Annotated in this window: 16 protein-coding genes; 3 read left to right on the top strand and 13 right to left on the bottom strand. The window is 64.1% G+C overall.

Features of this window, described 5'->3' with window-relative positions:
- The 4 genes from NKI66_RS17160 to NKI66_RS17145 form a co-directional block, all read right to left on the bottom strand.
- Positions 1 to 1,092: an ABC transporter ATP-binding protein gene (locus NKI66_RS17160; RefSeq protein WP_023814035.1), complete on the bottom strand. Its 1,092-nt coding sequence runs from the start codon at positions 1,090 to 1,092 to the stop codon at positions 1 to 3.
- Positions 1,089 to 2,048: a carbohydrate ABC transporter permease gene (locus NKI66_RS17155; RefSeq protein WP_023814036.1), complete on the bottom strand. Its 960-nt coding sequence runs from the start codon at positions 2,046 to 2,048 to the stop codon at positions 1,089 to 1,091. Before NKI66_RS17155 ends, NKI66_RS17160 begins: the two co-directional genes overlap by 4 nt.
- Positions 2,045 to 2,905, bottom strand: a complete 861-nt coding sequence (locus NKI66_RS17150; protein ID WP_023814037.1) for a carbohydrate ABC transporter permease — start codon at positions 2,903 to 2,905, stop codon at positions 2,045 to 2,047. The genes NKI66_RS17155 and NKI66_RS17150 overlap by 4 nt, the downstream gene beginning before the upstream one ends.
- Positions 2,906 to 2,986: 81 nt before the next feature.
- Positions 2,987 to 4,600 (bottom strand): extracellular solute-binding protein, encoded by a 1,614-nt coding sequence (locus NKI66_RS17145; protein ID WP_023814038.1) that lies wholly within the window; start codon positions 4,598 to 4,600, stop codon positions 2,987 to 2,989.
- A 336-nt stretch (positions 4,601 to 4,936) separates the two neighbouring features.
- Between NKI66_RS17145 and NKI66_RS17140 the strand changes: the two genes are divergently transcribed.
- On the top strand, positions 4,937 to 5,965 hold the full coding sequence (locus NKI66_RS17140; protein WP_023814039.1) for a LacI family DNA-binding transcriptional regulator: 1,029 nt from the start codon (positions 4,937 to 4,939) through the stop codon (positions 5,963 to 5,965).
- Between the two features lie 49 nt (positions 5,966 to 6,014).
- Here the strand turns inward: NKI66_RS17140 and NKI66_RS17135 are convergent, their stop codons facing one another.
- The 7 genes from NKI66_RS17135 to NKI66_RS17105 all read right to left on the bottom strand — a co-directional run bounded on the left by NKI66_RS17135 (position 6,015) and on the right by NKI66_RS17105 (position 12,647).
- The gene (locus tag NKI66_RS17135) at positions 6,015 to 7,034 is read right to left on the bottom strand and encodes an aliphatic sulfonate ABC transporter substrate-binding protein (protein ID WP_352554750.1); all 1,020 of its coding nucleotides are present in this window, start codon (positions 7,032 to 7,034) and stop codon (positions 6,015 to 6,017) included.
- 36 nt (positions 7,035 to 7,070) lie between these two features.
- Positions 7,071 to 7,967 carry an ABC transporter permease gene (locus NKI66_RS17130; RefSeq protein WP_352752342.1) on the bottom strand — a complete coding sequence of 299 codons (897 nt, stop codon included), beginning with the start codon at positions 7,965 to 7,967 and terminating at the stop codon, positions 7,071 to 7,073.
- Between the two features lie 12 nt (positions 7,968 to 7,979).
- Positions 7,980 to 8,816: an ABC transporter ATP-binding protein gene (locus NKI66_RS17125; RefSeq protein ID WP_352752360.1), complete on the bottom strand. Its 837-nt coding sequence runs from the start codon at positions 8,814 to 8,816 to the stop codon at positions 7,980 to 7,982.
- 32 nt (positions 8,817 to 8,848) lie between these two features.
- Positions 8,849 to 9,175, bottom strand: coding sequence for a 4Fe-4S dicluster domain-containing protein (locus NKI66_RS17120; RefSeq protein WP_352752340.1), 327 nt, complete (start codon positions 9,173 to 9,175; stop codon positions 8,849 to 8,851).
- Positions 9,172 to 10,797: an FAD-binding protein gene (locus tag NKI66_RS17115; protein WP_352752338.1), complete on the bottom strand. Its 1,626-nt coding sequence runs from the start codon at positions 10,795 to 10,797 to the stop codon at positions 9,172 to 9,174. The genes NKI66_RS17120 and NKI66_RS17115 overlap by 4 nt, the downstream gene beginning before the upstream one ends.
- Before the next feature lie 30 nt (positions 10,798 to 10,827).
- The gene (locus NKI66_RS17110; protein ID WP_352752335.1) at positions 10,828 to 11,424 is read right to left on the bottom strand and encodes a thioredoxin family protein; all 597 of its coding nucleotides are present in this window, start codon (positions 11,422 to 11,424) and stop codon (positions 10,828 to 10,830) included.
- A gap of 278 nt (positions 11,425 to 11,702) precedes the next feature.
- Positions 11,703 to 12,647, bottom strand: coding sequence for a heme/hemin ABC transporter substrate-binding protein (locus NKI66_RS17105; RefSeq protein WP_352752333.1), 945 nt, complete (start codon positions 12,645 to 12,647; stop codon positions 11,703 to 11,705).
- A 176-nt stretch (positions 12,648 to 12,823) separates the two neighbouring features.
- Between NKI66_RS17105 and NKI66_RS17100 the strand changes: the two genes are divergently transcribed.
- Positions 12,824 to 14,950, top strand: coding sequence for a TonB-dependent hemoglobin/transferrin/lactoferrin family receptor (locus NKI66_RS17100; RefSeq protein ID WP_352752331.1), 2,127 nt, complete (start codon positions 12,824 to 12,826; stop codon positions 14,948 to 14,950).
- A 2-nt stretch (positions 14,951 to 14,952) separates the two neighbouring features.
- Positions 14,953 to 16,038, top strand: a complete 1,086-nt coding sequence (locus NKI66_RS17095) for an SIP domain-containing protein (RefSeq protein WP_352752329.1) — start codon at positions 14,953 to 14,955, stop codon at positions 16,036 to 16,038.
- On the opposite strand, the gene NKI66_RS17090 is transcribed toward NKI66_RS17095, so the two are convergent.
- Positions 15,999 to 16,457 (bottom strand): aconitase X swivel domain-containing protein, encoded by a 459-nt coding sequence (locus tag NKI66_RS17090; RefSeq protein ID WP_352441197.1) that lies wholly within the window; start codon positions 16,455 to 16,457, stop codon positions 15,999 to 16,001. The genes NKI66_RS17095 and NKI66_RS17090 overlap by 40 nt on opposite strands.
- The gene (locus NKI66_RS17085; protein WP_128303397.1) at positions 16,454 to 17,704 is read right to left on the bottom strand and encodes an aconitase X; all 1,251 of its coding nucleotides are present in this window, start codon (positions 17,702 to 17,704) and stop codon (positions 16,454 to 16,456) included. The genes NKI66_RS17090 and NKI66_RS17085 overlap by 4 nt, the downstream gene beginning before the upstream one ends.
- Positions 17,705 to 17,721: the final 17 nt, after the last annotated feature.

Raw genomic sequence — 17,721 nt, 5'->3', positions numbered from 1 at the left:
TCAACCTGCCTTTATCGCAAGGCCGGTAGCGGCGTCGAAGACGCGCACCGACGACGTAGTGGGGGCAATGACAGCGGTGTCGCCGATAGCCAGTCCGACATCATTGTCGAACACCGTTTTCACAGCCGCCTCGCCCTGGCCGAGATGAACGATGGTGCGCGCACCGATCCGTTCGACGAAGGTCACCGGCATTGCGAGGCCCTGCCCATTCTGCACCAACGTCGCCTGTTCAGGACGGAATCCGTAAAGCACCTCGCCGCGCGCACCACGCATGGCCGCCGCGAGTTCGACCGGCAGCGGCGGCGTGACGCCCAGCGGTCCGAGATCGACGACCAGTCCGCGGTCGCTTTCCACCGGCCTGCCCTTGAGCAGATTCATGCCCGGCGCACCGATAAAGCGGGCGACGAAGACATTGGCGGGATCGTTGTAGACCTCGAGTGGCGTGCCGACCTGCTGCAACACGCCATGATCCATGACCGCGATCCGGTCGGCCATGGTCATCGCCTCGAGCTGGTCGTGGGTGACATAGACCATGGTCTGGCGGAACTGCCGCTGCAGCTGCTTCAGTTCGGTGCGCATGACGGCCCGGAAAGCCGCGTCGACATTGGACAGCGGCTCGTCGAGCAGGAAGATCGCCGGCTCCATGATCGCCGAGCGGCCGATCGCCACCCGCTGCAATATGTTGACTGACAGCCTGTCGGCCTTGCGGTCGAGCAGCGGCGTCAGTTGCAGCATCTCGGCGATGGCGCCGACACGGCGATCGATCTCGGCTTTGGCAGCCCCTCGCATTTTTGGTCCATAGGCAAGGTTCTGGCGCACCGTCATATGCGTGAAGATGGCGTAGTTCTGGAAGACGAAGCCGACGCCGCGCCGGCCCATCGGTACGCCGGCCATGTCGCGCTCGCCGAACAGGATCTTGCCGCCGGTCGGCTCTTCCATGCCGGCGATCATGTTCATCGTCGTCGACTTGCCGCAGCCCGACGGGCCGAGCAGCGCCATGAACTCGCCATCGGCAATTGCCAAATCCATGGTTTTCAGCGCGGTGAAGTCGCCGAATTTCTTGACCAGGTTTTGCAGGTGAATTGCGCTCATGCCGCCACCTCGCGTGCCCGCGCCATGCGCTTCATGGCGAACACCGCGACGATCGACAGCACGACCAAAATGGCCAGCGCGATCGCCGCCACATAGCCCCAGATCAGGTCCTGCGTGGTGAGCTTGTAGATGTAGACCGAGATGGTTTCGGTGGCGACGCCTGGACCGCCGCCGGTCATGATGTAGAGCGTGTCGAAGATCTTGAAGTTCTCTATCACCCGGATCGCCAGCGCGATGATGATGATCGTCTTCATCTTCGGCAGCACGATGGTGACGAAGCGCTGCCAGGGATTGGCGCCGAGCAGCGTCGCCGCCTTGATCTGGTCCTCCGGCACGCCGACCAGGCCGGCGAGCAGGATGAGGAACATCAGCGGCGTCCATTGCCAGATATCGGCGACCATCACCGCGATCAGCGCCAGCGTCGGATCCGACAGCCAGGCGATGGTGACGGGAGAACCGGTCAGCGACGACAAGATGTCGTTCACCGGGCCGCCTGACTGGAACAGCATGAAGAACATGTAGCCGGCCACCGCCGGCACCACCATCATCGGCATCAGCAGGATCGAGTAGAAGACGCGCTTGCCCGGGAAATCGTCGGCAAACAGCGTCGCCAGTGCCAGGCCAAGCAGGAATTCCGCCGGCACGCAGACGATCATGACGATGGCCGTACGCTTCAGCGCGCTCCAGAAGCGCGCGTCGGCGGCGAGATCGGTGTAGTTGGCAAAGCTGTTCCACATCGACCAGGCGTTCCACCAGCCGGTGCCCGACAGAGGCGACCAGTCGGTGACGCTGATGTAGAGCTGCATCAACAGCGGGAAGGCCGAGATGAACAGCACGAGGATCTGAGCGGGCAATGTCAGCCGGAAACCCAGCCTTGCGCCCTCGTCACGCGAACCCGGCCTTGTTCCGACGGCTTTCATCTCATCCTTGGAAGTCATGACAGTCACCGCGCTCATTGCTTGAGCGCCCCGAACGTCAACCCGCGCACCAGATGGCGTTGGATGGCGATGCCCATGATGACCGGCGGCACGGCCGCGATCAGCCCAAGCGCCGCCTTGGCGCCATAGAGCTGCCCAGTCATCGAGGAGGACAGAGAGGCCATGTAGACCGGGATGGTCACCCATTCGCGCGTCGTCAGAAGCAGCGCGATCAAATAGTCCGACCAGTTGAGGATGAAGACGAAGAGCGCGGCACTGGCGAGCGGCGCGCGCATCATCGGCAGCGTGATGCGCGTGAAGACGCGCAGCCGCGAACAGCCTTCGACAAGCGCCGCCTCCTCGATCTCGCGCGGCATGTCGTCGAAGAAGGTCTTCATCAGCCAGAAGGCGAACGGCAAGGTGACGATGCCGTAGATTAGCGCCAGGCCCCACCAGCTATCGGTGAAGTTGAGGAAAGCCCACATGATCATCACCGGGATCATGACCGCCATCGGCGGAAAGATCCTGAGCTGGATCAGCGCCAGCGGCAGGTTCTGGCCGGAGCCGAAACGCGACAGCCCATAAGCCGCGGCAGTGCCCGCCGACATGGCGATCACCGTGCCGAAAACCGCCGACAGCAGCGATGCGAGGATCGGCTTCAGCGCGTTACGGTCGAGCGCGACGATCAAATTGTTGGTCGACTCGCCGAAGACGAAACGGAAATTGCTGAGCGTCGGGTTCTTCGGCCACCAGGTCAGGTCGGCGCCGGTCGCCGACCATTCGGCGATCGGCTTGAAGGCCATCGATACCATCCACAGGATCGGCACCAGCGTAACCGCCATGGCCGCGAAGATCGCGGCATAGCGGAATATCAGGAAAGGAAAGGAACGCTTCATCTGGCGGCTTTGCTGGTGGCGTTGTGGGCGGAGGGGAGAAGCAAGCTCCTCCCCTCCTTCGATATGATCCAGGGAGAAGGATCAGACGATTGGATCGAGAACTGTCGGCCAGGCCTCCTTGTTGGTCTTGATGGCTTCGAGCAGTTTGTCCTCGCCGGTGCGCCGGGCGATCTTTTTCCACTCTGCCTCGGTATCGGCCATCGCCTGCTCCGATGTCTTGGCCTTGGTCAGCGCCGCCATCAGGTTCTCGTCGAGCGCATTGTGGAAGGCTGTCGCGCCGGGATAGTTGATGGTTGGCACGGTGCGGGCGACCGTCTCGCGCACGACGTCCATGTGGTAGGCATGATAGGTCTGGCGCACCAGCGGATCGGAGAAGTCCGAAAGCCGGAACGGGTCCAGATAACCGCCGGGGTTGGCGCTCATCCATGCGTAGATACGGGCCGAGCCCAGCCATTGCAGCAGGAGATAGGCGACCTCCTGGTTTTTCGACTGCGACGAGACCATGCCGGTCAGCGAGAACCACAGCACGGAACGGCTGATCAGCTTGCCGCCGATCTCGCGGCCGGGCGGCAGCATCGAGCCGATCTTGCCGGTGACGGCTGAATCCTTGTTGCCGGCATTGTCGAGGAATTTCGGCAAGTTGGAGAAGGCGCAGGTCATCGCCGCACCACCCTTGGCGAAGTTGCCGTATTGCTCCGGCCAACCCCAGGAGATCGCATCCGGCGAATGATGCGCGAGCGAAGCGACATATTCGTTGGTGGCGGCAATACCTTGCTCGGAATTGATCATCGGCTTGCCGTCATCGCCAAACAGGAATTGGTTGGGCGAAGCCATCGAGACATAGCGCTGGTACCAGTTCGTGTAGCCCCAGCCCTGGTTGCGCAGGTCGGTCGAGCCGAACAGGCCCTTGTCCGGTCGCTGGAAGAAGGCGGCTATGTCGCCATGCTGCTTCCAGGTCTTCGGCGGCGCCAGATCGTAGCCGTATTTGTCCTTGAAGGCCTTCTTCTCGGCTTCGTCGCCGAACAGGTCGGCGCGGTAGACCCAAGTCTGGAAGTCGCCGTCCAGCGACACGCCATAGTTCGAGCCGCGGTATTTGTTGAGCAGCGACACGCCCTTGGCGCCGTTGACATAGCCGCTGACCGGATCGTCCCATTCAGGCTTATGCTGCGCGACAAAGTCGTCGAGCTTGGCGATGCCGCCGGTTTCGGCGAGGTCGCCAAGACGGTTCCATTCGGTCGAGTAGATGTCGTAGGCCCCACCCTTGGTGGAGATGTCCTGCATCGTCTTGGTGAATTCCTGGCCGTTCGGCAAACCGACGATTTCGATCGCGATGCCGGTTTCCTTTTCCCACAGCTCCTTGATCGACGGCGCACCGGCCGGGAACGGCTGCGTGAGCTGGCCGATCGAGCCGTCGGACAGGCCGAGCACGATCTTGGCCGGCGCCTTGCCGGCGCCCTTCAGCGCCTTGGCCGCCTCGATGGCGCGGCCTTCCGGCGTATCGGCGCCATACTGGTAGCGCTCGGCCCCTTCGAAGCCCGTCGGGCCGCCGATCATGCCGGGCGCCAGCGCGTCGGCCGCATAGGCACGTCCGGGACGAATGAATTGGGGTGCGATACCAGCGGCGGCCATGATCACAGCCGCCTTTCCTCCGGATGCCAGCAGCCGGCGCCGCGAGATGCGGATCAAGTCAGACATTGAAACTCCTCCCTCAGGGCCACGTTTCCTCCACGGCCCTTATGAGGGATATTGACGGCAGCATGGCAAGGCTGTCAACATCATAAATAATCAAAACACCTCATAACGTTGCAACAAGGCAAGGAAATGCACAAAAACGGGATCCATGCGTCACGCCGAATGCCTCAATTTGAGGGCACCCGGCCCTTACCGGCCCTGCGCAGCCCTGCCGGACGATTTGATTTAGCGCGGCGGCTTGCACATCGGCCAAGGGCGGATACATCATTTCCCATCAGAATCGCCGATGGCGGGGAAGCCGTCACCAGCCGATCTGACGCATGCAGGAGATGAAAGACGGTGCGTTCCACCCTGACTGACATAGCCCGGGAGGCCGGCGTCTCGGCCGCCACCGTCGACCGCGTGCTCAACAACCGACCCGGCGTACGGGCGCGCACACGGGAAATCGTGCTCGAAATGGCGCAGCGCCTCGGCTACATCGCCGAAGGCCCGAACGGCGCGCCGCCACGACCCTCGCCCGGCGAGGTCATCCGGCTCGACTTCGCCCTGCCGGCCGGCACCAATTCCTTCATCAAGATGCTGCACCGCCAGATCGAGGCACAGGCTCTGGCGCGGCCCGACCTCGATGTTCATATCGCCACCATCGAGGGCTTCAATCCTGACCGGCTTGCTCGCCTGTTGCAGGATCTGCGCGGACAGACGCAAGGCGTCGGCGTCATCGCGCTCGACCATCCGACGGTGCGCGAAGCAATCCGCTCCCTGTCGGCCAACGACATCAAGGTGGTGACCATCGCCTCCGACATCCTGCATGTACCCAGGGTCGCCTATATCGGCATCGACAACCGCGCCGCCGGGCGGCTGGCCGGCTATCTGCTCAACCGCTTCATGGGATCGGGGCGTCCGGGCAAGGTGGCGCTGTTCGCCGGCTCGCTGTCTTATCGCGGCCACGAGGAACGCGAGATGGGGTTCCGCCACGTATTGACCGAGGAATCACCCAATCTGCAGATCGTCGAGATGCGCGAAATGCTCGACGACCGCGAGAAGGCCTATTCGGAGGCATCGGCCCTGCTGGAGCGGCACCCCGACCTTGCCGCGATCTACAATGTCGGCGCCGGCAACACCGGCATCGCCCGCGCGCTCAAGGAGCGCGGCCGCGCCCAATCCATGGTCTTCCTCGGCCACGAAGTGACGGACGGCACCAAGGACCTTCTGCTCGACGGCACGCTCGACGCGGTGATCGACCAGAACCCGCGCGTCGAGGCCCGCGAAGCGCTCAACACCCTGATCCATGCGGTCCGGGGGCTGCCCTACGAATTGCACCAGCCAAGGCTGCAGGTGATCTTCAAGGAGAACATTCCGGAGATTTGACCTGTACGAGGCGGCGCCGCAAAGCGCCGCCCGCTCGATCTTTCCGGGCCTATTGGACGGCAGCGACTTCAGCCGCGGCGCCATCGACAAAGCTCTTGTCGACCCATTTGCCATAGTCGATCGAGCCCTTCAGGAGCCCGGCGCTGGCCATGAATTTCTCCTCGCCCTGCAAGGCGGCGATCGCGTCGTCCGTGAGTTTCGGATCCTGATGGAACACCCCGTCGGCATAGGTCTTGCGGACGGATTTTTCCGACGACTTGGTCGCCTCGACAAAGGTCTTGATCGTCTGGTCCGGATGGGCGTCGGCCCAGCGCGAAATCTCGATATCGACCTTCAGCAGCCGCTTGACCAGATCGGGATATTTCGCCGCGAAGGCGCCGTTGACCGAGATGACGTTGGGCACGTTCCATTCCGGATGGGTGCTGGTGTCGAACAGGACGCGCGCCTCGCCGGTGTCGACCAGCTTGGCCGCCGTCGAATCGGTCTCGACAATGGCGTCGATATCGCCGCGCAGCAGCGCCGGGCCGGATGCCTCGAAAGGCAGGTTCAGACCTTCGACATCATTGGTGGTCAGGCCGACGCTGTTCAGCGCCTTGCTGAAATTCGAATGCCGCACCGTGCCGGTCAAATAGGCGACCTTCTTACCCTTGAGATCCTGCAGTGTCCTCAGCGGCGAGTCGGTCTTGACGACGATGTAGGAACCGCCGGCCTTCACATAGCTCGACAGGCCGATCAGCTTGACGTCGGCGCCGGACGCAGCAACCCGCAGCGCTGGATTGTTGCCGGTATAGGTGAATTCGATCGCGCCGGTGGCCAACGCTGTCGTCGCCTCCGAACCGCCATTGAAAGTCACCAGTTCGACCTTGATGCCGTCCTTGGCGAATTCCTTCTCCCACCAGCCGTCCTTCTGGGCGAGGATGAATTTGAGATGCCCCGGCGCGGTACTGCCGATGCGGATGATTTCCGGCTTGTCCTGGGCGAAGGCAGGCATGCCGCCAAGGCCGATGACGACGGCAATGGCGCCCTTCAGGAGCAGTCGGCGAAGTGCATCGAATGGAATGCTGGGCATGGGAAAAATCCTTCCTGATTGGAATGAATGGACGGCTCAGATGAGCGAGGTCTCGGACTGGCCTTTCCAGGCTGTCGCCCAGCGCTCGAACCAGACAAGCAGGTAGTTGACGGTCAGGCCGATGACGGTCAGCGTCAGGATGCCGGCATACATGTCGGCCGTTTCCATCATCAGCTGCGAGTTCTGGATGAGGAAACCGAGGCCGGATTTGGCCGCCAGCATCTCGGCGCCAATGACCGCGAACAGCGAGGATTTCACCGCCAGCCGCGCGCCGGCGACGATCGAGGGAATGCTGGCCGGCAGGATGACTTTCCGGAACAGATCGAAGTCGGACGTGCCCATCGAGCGCGCCGCCTTGATCAGCAGCGGATCCACCGACTTGACGCCGCTGATCGTGTTGACGAGGAGAAAGAAAACCGAGGAGTAGAAGGTGATCGCCACCTTCGATTCCTCACCAATGCCGAGCAAAAGGATGAACACCGGCAGCAGTGCGAATTGCGATGTGTTGCGCAGCGTCTGCACCAGAAGGTCGGAAACCTTCTCGAACAGCCAATAGCGCCCCATCAACAGACCGAGCGGGATGGCCACCACCACGCCGAGTGCGAAGCCGATCGCAGCGCGCTGCAGGCTTATGCCGATATGCTCGATCAGCACGCCCGAGGCGAGCAGCGCCCACCAGGCGACCAGCACCTCGCTCAGCGGCGGAAAGAAGATCCGGTTCAGCCAGCCGAGCCGGGGCGCGATCTCCCACAGCAGGAAGAACAGGCCGAGCAGCGGCAAGCCATAGAGGAACGTGCCGTGGCTCGCTTTCTTGCTCCGGTTCTTGGCGCTGGCCTTGATGGCGGGGACCCTGGCGGCAGCGACCGTTTCGCCAGCGCCGGCAAACAGGTGGAGCGCTCCAGCGGAGCCAAACTTCTCGGTCAGATAGGCCATGGGTCCAGCTCCTCAGTGACTGAAGGCTGGCGACAGGGTCCAGTCCTTCTGCGCCTTGTTGACCTCGTCGCGCAGCACGTCCCAGACGCGGGCGCGATAGGCGTTGAATTCGGCGCTGGCGCGGATGTCGCCGTCGCGCGGCCGTGGCAGGTCGATATCGATGATCTCCTTCACCGCGCCCGGCCGCGCCGTCATCACCACCACGCGATCGGCGAGGAAGATCGCCTCGTCGATCGAGTGGGTGACGAAAATGACAGTCGTGTTGATCTTGCCCCAGATCCGCAGCAGCTCGCCTTGCAGCAGTTCACGCGTCTGCTGGTCGAGCGCCGCGAACGGCTCATCCATCAGCAGCACTTCCGGGTTGCTGGCCAGCGCACGCGCGATTGCCACACGCTGCTGCATGCCGCCGGACAGCTGGTTGGGAAAACGGTCCTCGAAACCAGCAAGGCCGAACAGCGCCAACAGATGGCGGGCTGTGGCGGTACGCTCGGCCTTGGCCACGCCGCGCACTTCCAGCGCATATTCGATGTTGGCGAGCGCCGTGCGCCAGGGAAACAACGCATATTGCTGGAAGACATAGCCGGTCTTTGGATCGGGCCTGGTGATGCGCCTGCCGTCGAGCTGGACGTCGCCGCCGGTCGCCTGCGTCAGCCCGCCAATGATATCGAGCAGCACCGACTTGCCCGAGCCGCTCGGGCCGACCAGCGTGATGAACTCGCCTTTGCGGATCGAGAGATAAACGCCGTCGAGCACGGTGACGCGGTCGGTCGCCTCGCCATCGACGGTGACGAACTGCCCCGGCTTGAGCTGGAACGTCTTGCTGATGTCGCTGACGACGATCCGGTCCATGTTCGGGCGGTCCATATCTGTCTCCGATCGGTTCACTGCGCCACGCGGATGCGGTGCGTCGGGTCGAATTCCGAGCCGCCCACCTTGCCGCGCTTCCAGCCAAGCGCGCGGGCATAGGAGCCGAACAGCCGTCGGGCGTCGGCCTGAGCTTCCGTGATGCCGGTCGGCCCTTCGGCGAACTCGGCCACATAAAGCGCGTCGGTCGGGCAATAGATCTCGCAGAGAAAGCAGGTCTGGCAGTCCTCCTGGCGAGCGATCACCGGCACGCCATTGTCGGTCGCGTCGAAGACATTGGCCGGGCACACCTTGACGCAGATGTCGCATTCGACGCAGCGCGTGGCCGAGACGATCTCGATCATGACGCCAGCTCCGCCAGCCGCTCAGGCGCACCTGCGATGCGGAACTCATCCACACCGGTGATGACCAGCCGGTGCGCGAAGGCCGGGCTCTTGCCCTGCAGATCGGTGCGGCGGTGCATGCCGCGGCTCTCGGTGCGGTGCAGCGCTGCGGCCACGGACCAGCGCCCGGCAGCGGCGATCGATGCCGCCTCGCGGGTACGGACCCGATCCAGCCCCTCGCCTTGCAGATGGTCGCGCACGTCGCGCCAGACACTCTCCAGCCGCTCGCCGCTTTTCTCCAGGCCCTCGCCGGTGCGGAAGAAATTCTTGTCGAGCGGCGTCACCTCGTTGCGCACCGCCTCGATGACTTCGCCTGCCGAGGTGTCGGCACGCGGCGAAGATGCAGGACGCAATCCAGCCTGGCCGAGCGATTGCACCGCGCTGCGGAAGGCCTTGCCGGTGCGGCGCTTGGCATGGGTCGAGGCGCCCTTGCCGGCCCACCAGCCGCTGGCCAGCGCCCAGGATGAATTGACGGCGCCGCCGCCCGACACGGCCCCGGTCATCATCTCGCGGCTGGCGGCGTCGCCGGCGACATAGAGGCCGGGCACGCCGGTGGCGCAATCGTCGGAGACGATGTCGATGCCGCCGGTGCCGCGCACCGTGCCTTCGGCGCGCAAGGTGACGCGGAACAGCTCGCTGAACGGATCGATGCCGGCGCGGTCGTAGGGCACGAAGCAATTCGGCTGGCCCTGGCGCAGCCAGCCTTGCAGCGCCGGCTCGGCCTGATCGAGCCGCGCATAGACCGGGCCGTCGATCAGCGCGCGCGCCACTTCCTCCTCGCGGTCGCCGATGCCGTTACGCAACGGCTCGCCGGTCGGTCGGACGATCGGGGAGCCATCTTCGCGATGGAACGAGGCCCAGCGGAACGGCAGGCCCTTGTTCAGCGATGAGCCATAGGGCGCCAGCGTGTATTTGCCGGTGAACTCCATACCCGACAGGCTGGCGCCGGCTTCGGCCGCCATCAGATAGCCGTCGCCAGTCAGCCCGGTGGCGCCGAGGATGCGTTCGCGAAAGGCGCAGCCGCCGGTCGCCAGCACCACGGCGTTGGCGTCGACGCGCCAGTCCTGGCCGATCTGTCTCGCAACACCAGCGGCGCCGACAATGGCATCGCCGTCGGACAGAAGTTCGAGCGCCGGATGATGGTCGAGCACGGTGACGCCGGCCAAAAGCACCCGGCGGCGCATGAAGCGCATGTAGTCCGGGCCGCGCAGATTGGCGATGTAGAGCCGTCCGTCATCCTCGCTCGGAAAGGGATAGCCCCATTCGGACAGCCTGAGCAGGTTGCGGTAGGCGGTGTCGACGCAGCGCAGCATCCAGCGCGGGTCGGCGAGTTCGCCGGTGCGCTGCCAGCGTCGTTCGACCACGGCGTGCCTGTTGTCGCCCGGAGGTACGCACCAGGTGCCGGTATTGGACGGCGCAGTGGCGCCGCTGGTGCCGAGATAGCCCTTGTCGGCCAGCACCACCTTGGCGCCGCCCTCGGCCGCAGCGACTGCTGCCCAGGCTGCCGACGGACCGCCGCCCAGCACCAGCACGTCTGCCTGGAGCAGCAAGCTGTCGGAAGCGGATTTTTGCGGCTTGTGCATGGACACCTGGCGAATGCGTCGAGGCCGGCGCTAGGCCGCGCGCACCGCGCTGGAAGACCAGACCGGCTCGTTGCCGGCACTCCATTTGATGTTGCAGCCGATCGACGGCACTTGGCTGGCAATGGGCCTGCCGCCCTCCAGCACCGTGTCGACCGCCGCTCGCAGATCGGCACCCGTCACCGGCTTGGCATTGCCCGGCCGCGCCTCGTCGAACTGGCCGTGATAGGCGAGCCGCCGGTCAGTGCCGAACAGGAAGAAGTCGGGCGTGCAGGCCGCGCCATAGGCTTTCGCCGTCTGCTGCGACGCATCCTTGAGATAGGGGAAGGAATAGCCGAATTTTTCGGCCTCTTCGCCGATACGGGCAAGCGTTTCTTCCGGATGCGCTTCGTGGTCGTTGGCGTTGATCGCCACCACCTGCAGCCCCTTGCCCGCATAATCCCTGGCGAAAGCGGCAAGCTGCTCACGGATCAGCACGACGAACGGGCAGCGGTTGGAAATAAAGACGACGAGCAAGGCCGGCTTGGCGTCGAAATCGGCGAGGCGGTGCAGCACGCCTTGCGCGTCGGGCAACAGGAAATCGGCCGCCCTGGTGCCGAGGTCGATCGGATTGGACTCTGTCTTCGGCATCGATGCGCTCCCTTGTGCAACTATTTTCATAGGCCAAGGTGCGAGCGCCCTGAACGTTCGCAGTTAGTCTATGAATTTAGTATAATTATAGGCTGGATAGCGCATTCGCGGTCAACCGCGCGGCTTAGAATATCGTGCCAATATTTCAGGCCGAGCCGCCAAGTTTGTTCGGGCGGAAGCCGATCCGGAGAAATCCGGACGGACAGGATTATCAAGCTCAACTGGTTCGCCGACGAATTGGTACTGCCCAGCCGAACCGCCTTGCGATTTTCACGACGTCATCCCCCTTCCGGATAAAGCGCCTTCGCCAGATCGCGGATCGCATCTGATGTGCGCGGCCCGAAGCCGATCATGTAGGCGCCGTCAAGCACGACCAGCGCCTTGTTGGCCGCCGCCGGCGTTGCCGCCAGCGCGCGGTTGCCGAACACCTGCTCGGGCGTCGGCCCGCCCTTGCCGTCGCTCATCATCAGGATGACGTCAGGCGCCATCTCGATCAGCTTTTCCTCCGATGCCGCCTTGTAGCCATGCACGACATCCATCGGGTTGAGGCCGCCGGCATAGCGAATGATGGCGTCGGCAGAGGTGCCGGCGCCGGCAGCGCTCAGCTTCACGAGGCCATGGAAGAACACCACCTTCTTGCGCCGCTCCGGCGGGATTTTTGCCGCCAGATCGGATGCCGTCTGAAAGGCCGTGAGCACCTCGGCGGAAACCGCCTTGCCCTTGTCCTCGAGCCCAAGGCTGGCGGCGATCAGCGTGATCTTGCGCTCGATGCCTTGCGGGCTGTTGTCCTGCGGGACGAAGACGATCGAGATTGCCAGCGACTTCAGCACCTCGACCGCCTCCGGCGGTCCGCTGTCCTCGGCTGCCAGGATCAGGTCGGGACGCAGGCTGGCCAGCCCCTCGACCGAAAGCTGGCGGCGGTAGCCGACATTGGGTTTTTGCGCGACTTCAGGCGGATATTTGCTGCCGCGATCGACGGAGATGATCCGCTCGCCGGCGCCCAGCGCGTGGACGATCTCGGTGACGTCGGAGCCGAGCGTCACGATTCGGGTCGCCGCGCCCGGCACGACGGTTCGCCCCAGCACATCGACAACGGTCTCGGCGGCCAGCGCCTTGAAGCCGCAGGAAGACGCCAGCACCGACAGTGCCAGAAGCAGCACCGCCGCGATCCTGCCAGGTTGCGACCAGTGGGTCGTCTTGCCTTCGCCTAAACTGCCGACCATGCCGCTGTTCCCGTGCCAGATGCTTCTCGATGATGGTTGGCTATAAATTTAAAGTTGACTTGTGTCATCATGTTTTAATATGTGACCCATGCCCTGACCTGGTCGAGGGATTTTTAATCATGCCAGCCAAGGCCGTTCAGCCACCGCCAGCAGTTTTGCTTTTGCTCGGGGGCAGCATGACAACTACAACAAACACGACATTGAGGGCGAGCACCGCGCTCGCCTTCGTGCTCGGCCTCTGCGCCGTGCCTCTTGCCAGCGCGCAGGAACAGGACCGGGAGAAAAAGGCCGCCGCCAAGACCGGCCGCCTGGCGTCGGCCAGTGTCGCGCAGAACCAGCCGGCGACGATGCTCGACGTGATCACCATCTCGGCGACGATGATCAAAACGGCGGTGATCGAATCGATGGCCGCCATCAGCGCCGTCGATCAGGACGAACTCGACCGCATTCAGCCCGACACAGCGGCCGATATCTTCCGCACCACGCCCGGCGTCGCTGCCTCGATGAATGGCGACGATCCCGCAACCGCCATCAACATTCGCGGCCTGGAGCAATATGGCCGCGTCGTCGTGACGCTCGACGGCGCCCGTCAGGACTATTGGCGCGTCGGTCATGGCTCTGGCTCGTTCTATGTCGAACCGGACCTGATCAAGGAAGCCACCGTCATTCGTGGCCCGGTGTCGAATGCCTATGGGTCAGGCGGCATCGGCGGCGTCGTCTCCTTCGAGACCAAGGACGCCGGCGATTTCCTCAAGAAGGACGAGCGCTGGGCGCTGAGCGAGAAGCTCGGCTACGAGGACAATGGCGACGGCTTCACCACCAGCACCACCGGTGCCTACCGCTTTAGCGGCGATGCCGACATCATCGGCAACCTCATCTACCGCGACCGCGACAGCTACACCGACGGCAATGGCGAGACCGTGCCATGGACCGGCGAGCGGGTGACCAGCGGCTATCTGAAGACGACGCTGCGGCCGGCCGATGACCATGAGCTGAAGCTCGGCGCCATCCTGCAGCGCTACAACGACCAGATCACCGGATCCAGCGGCTCGACCTCGCCGACGCTGAGCCGCTACGACACCAACACCACCAACCAGACCTACACCGCCGCCTACACCTGGAAGCCAGACGACAACGAGCTGATCGACTTCAGCGCCAATGCCTACCACAACCGCACCCGCACCGAGCAGACGCAGGTCGCGCCTGCCTCAGGGATCGGCAATTTCCGCTTCTACGACGTGGCCACGACAGGTTTCAATGTGAAGAACTCCTCGCGCTTCGACGCCTGGGGGCTTGCCCACACGCTGACCTACGGACTCGACTACTACTATCTCGAGGCCTCCTCGGAAGCGGCGCATTTCGGCGCCGGCGAGCAGCAGGGCTATGGCGGCTTCCTGCAGTGGCAGGGCGATTACGAGGACTGGCTGCAGGTCATCACTGCGATGCGGTATGACGGCTACCAGCTCGATGGCGAAACGCGCATCCCGTCGCCGCAGGAAGCCTCGATCTCCGGCGATCGTTGGTCGCCGCGCCTCACCGTCGGCGTCACGCCATTCGATGGCTTCCAGCTCTATGGCACCTATTCCGAAGGCTATCGGGCGCCGGGCCTGCAGGATGTCTTCCGCGGCGGCGGCGCGCATGGCGGCGGCGATACATACCGGCCCAATCTTCTGCTGCAGCCCGAGACGGCGAAGAACTGGGAGGCCGGCATCAACGTCAAGTATGACGATGTTCTGACGGCGGGCGACCGGTTGCGCGCCAAGCTCAACGTCTTCCACACTGCCGTCGAGGATTACATCGACGTCGACCTGACCGTCCTGCCGCGCACCGCGATCAACATCGGCGACGCCCGGCTGAAGGGCATCGAGGCCGAGATGGTCTATGATTACAACTGGGGTTTTGTGAACCTTGCCGGCGCGTTGATCGACGCCAAGGTCGTCAGCGGCGTCTATTCCGGCCAGGCGCTGAACAACACGCCGCTCGACCGCTTCTCGGCCACCATCGGCTTCCGCATGCTGGAGGACCAGCTCACCGTCGGCGCGCAATATCTCAGCGTCGGCAAGATCACCCGCACCAGCCGCACCAATCCCAACGCCGTGCCGGTCGTCGATGACGGTTTCGATCTGGTCAACGTCTTCGCCAACTGGCGCGTCAATGACAACCTCAAGCTCGACTTCGGCGTCGATAACATCTTCAACACCGCCTACACCGACCCGCAAAGCGCATGGTCGACCTCGGCGGCAACCGAACAGGGCAAGGGCCGCACCTTCAAGGTGGCGCTCACCGGCAGGATCGGAGGCTGACAATGAGCCAAGCATCGGTGCGTGAACTGGCCTGTGAGGCACAGCTCAACCTGCGACATCTGCCCGATTTCATGGACAGCATCAGCGACAGACTGCAGAGCTTCGAGGCCGATGCTTCGCATCAGGGACAGCGCATCGATTTCCGCTTTGCCTTCGGTGGCGCCTCTTTCGACATGGAACGGCTGGTGATGCGGGCCAATGCCGCCGACCGCGACGGGCTGGCCCGTATCAAGGACCTGCTGGCCACGGCCGTACAGGTCTACGCCAAGGACGAAAATCCCGAGATCGTCTGGACCGGCGATCTCTCAGGCGAAACCAGCCTCGCTCAGTTCCGCGAGATGGTGGTGACGGATATTCGCGACCTCACCCCGCATATGCGCCGCATCCGGCTGGCCGGCGAGGATCTCAGCCGTTTCGCCAAATTCGGCGGCATGCATATCCGCATGCTGTTTCCGACCAGGGAGGTGCCCGATCCGCTGTGGCCGGTGCTCGGCGGCAATGGCTTGCCGGTCTGGCCCGCCGATGACCGGCGCCCGGTGGCGCGCGTCTACACCATCCGCGCGCTCGACGTGGAAAAGGGCATCATCGATGTCGACTTCCTGATTCATACCGGCGAGAGCGTCGGCTCCACCTGGGCCATGCAGGCAGCGCCCGGCATGAAGGTCGGCATCATGGGACCGGTCGGCCGTCCGGTGCGGCAGGCAGAATGGTATGTCTTGGGTGCCGATGAAACCGGCCTGCCGGCGCTGGCGCGGCTGCTGGAGACGCTGCCGGCCGAGACAAAAGGCGTTGCCTTCGTCGAGATCGCCAATGACGGTGAACGGCAGAAGATCGCCAACCCCACCCGCATCGAAGTGCATTGGCTGACACGGGATGGCGTGGCGGCGGGCGAGGACAGACGGCTGGCCGAGGCTGTCCGCTCGGTGGCGTGGCCGCAGGACGGTTCGGCCTTCGGCTGGTTCGCGGCGGAAGCCGCTGCCGCCAAGATCGTGCGCGAATATTGGCGCGACACGCTGGGACTTGGTCGCGATCAGACGCTGGCGGCTGCCTATTGGCGGCGTGGCTCTGCCGGATTGATGGCGGGGTGAACTCTGATGATCGGCCCGCCGTCTTTGCCGATGCCGATATCAATTTGATCACCGGAGACAAGGTTCGAAATATCGCACACCACCAGCGGCATGCGGATGTCATAAAGAAACTCGGCAACGATGGCGCCCACCGCCAGGATCGGGTCCGGCCGCTCCAGAAGAAGACCGGCCGGCGCCGTGCCTCTGCGGATCGCCTCGGCCAGCACCGAGGATGAAGACGATGAGCCGCGCCCGCTCGGCATGACCAAAATCCTGCCGGCGACATTTTGGCCGAGGCCGGGATGCGAATGGTCTGTTATGTCGCCGGTCTCGGCATCGATACCGCCCCAGAAGCTGAGGGGTTGCGAGAACACCAGCGCCTGGCCCTTGGCTTCGCCGGCCAACTGGAAGGTGCCGGTTCGTGCCACCGGTCGCGTCATGAGGCGCTCCGCACGACATGCCCGACGGCAGCGGAGCGGATGCAATCCTCCATCTCGGCAAAGGCGACGGACACGCCGATATTGCCCGGTGCATAATGCGCCCATTTGCCGGAATTGGTCATCACGACGCCGTCGAGGCGTTCCAGGATCGATGTGACATAGGTGCAGGTGTCGGCGACCGGGACCAGACCAAACGCCTCCATCCCCGCCAGCGCGCCCTCCTCCTGCAGTCGCGCCAAGGTCGCACGGCCCGTGTTGACGTAGATCGGGATGCGCCTTCCGGGTGCTGCCTCGCGCAGCAACGGCAACAGTCGCATCCACTCCTCATACGAAAAATGCGGCGTGCCGAGCGACACGGCCGCCACCGGCGCGCCATCCCGTACGCTCGATAGCCTGGCCAGCGCATGGTCGATATCGGCGCGGGTGATGCGGATCGTTTCGTCAGGCGCATGACCCTGGAACGCCTCATCGAGCGTCATCGCTTCCGGCGTGATGCCGACCGCATGGAACAGCGCCACAGCACCCGTCGTTGCAGCCGCCGCGCCCAGCGCCTTTAGCTGGTCCTCATCGCGCGGCTGCGGCAGACCGGCAATCACCGGAACGCGGTCGCCGCTCGCTTGCCCGATGAATAGCCCGACGCCGACGAAAAGGCTGTCGCTCGGCTCGCCGTCCGGAACATCCAGCTCAAATAGGATCCGGCCGCGCCGGTTCTCGCTCAGATGCAGACCCCAGGCCGGCGCGCGGCCGGTCATGGCGCAGCACAGATCGATGAAATCGCCATAGCGGTTGGTGCGCGCGCCGATCACCGAATTGGCAAAGACGATGGCGTTGGATTCGCCCCAGGCGATCTGCTCGCCGAACTCCGGCCTGAACCGCGTCTGGTAAGGTGCGCAAGTGAAGGTCGCCTGGCAGCCGAGCTCCAGATGCGCCTTCATCAGCCGCCGCGCCGGCACCTCTTCCGCTGCCGGCATCTTCACCATGCCGGGATGGATGAGGTCGAATGAGCCGACATTCAATGTCGTCGGCACCTGGACCCGGCCACCGCCTTCGACCAGCCGCTCGACGAAATCGAGCCCTGCCTTGCCGTGGTAGAGACAGCCATCGATATGGGCGCCAGTGATGTCGAGCAGACCGCGCGCCCCAACCGCATTGGAAAATGCGACGAGGATTTTCATGGCAGCGGCGGCGGACGGGCCCTGCTCGCCGTCGAGCATGGATCGGTCGCGCGCGGTCAATTCCAACGTCATGGGTGTGCTCCGGACCT

The organism is Mesorhizobium sp. M0518, assembly GCF_040321125.1.
Lineage (GTDB): Bacteria > Pseudomonadota > Alphaproteobacteria > Rhizobiales > Rhizobiaceae > Mesorhizobium.
Note: the sequence above shows the minus strand (reverse complement) of the source record. Positions and strands in the feature narration are given on the sequence as shown.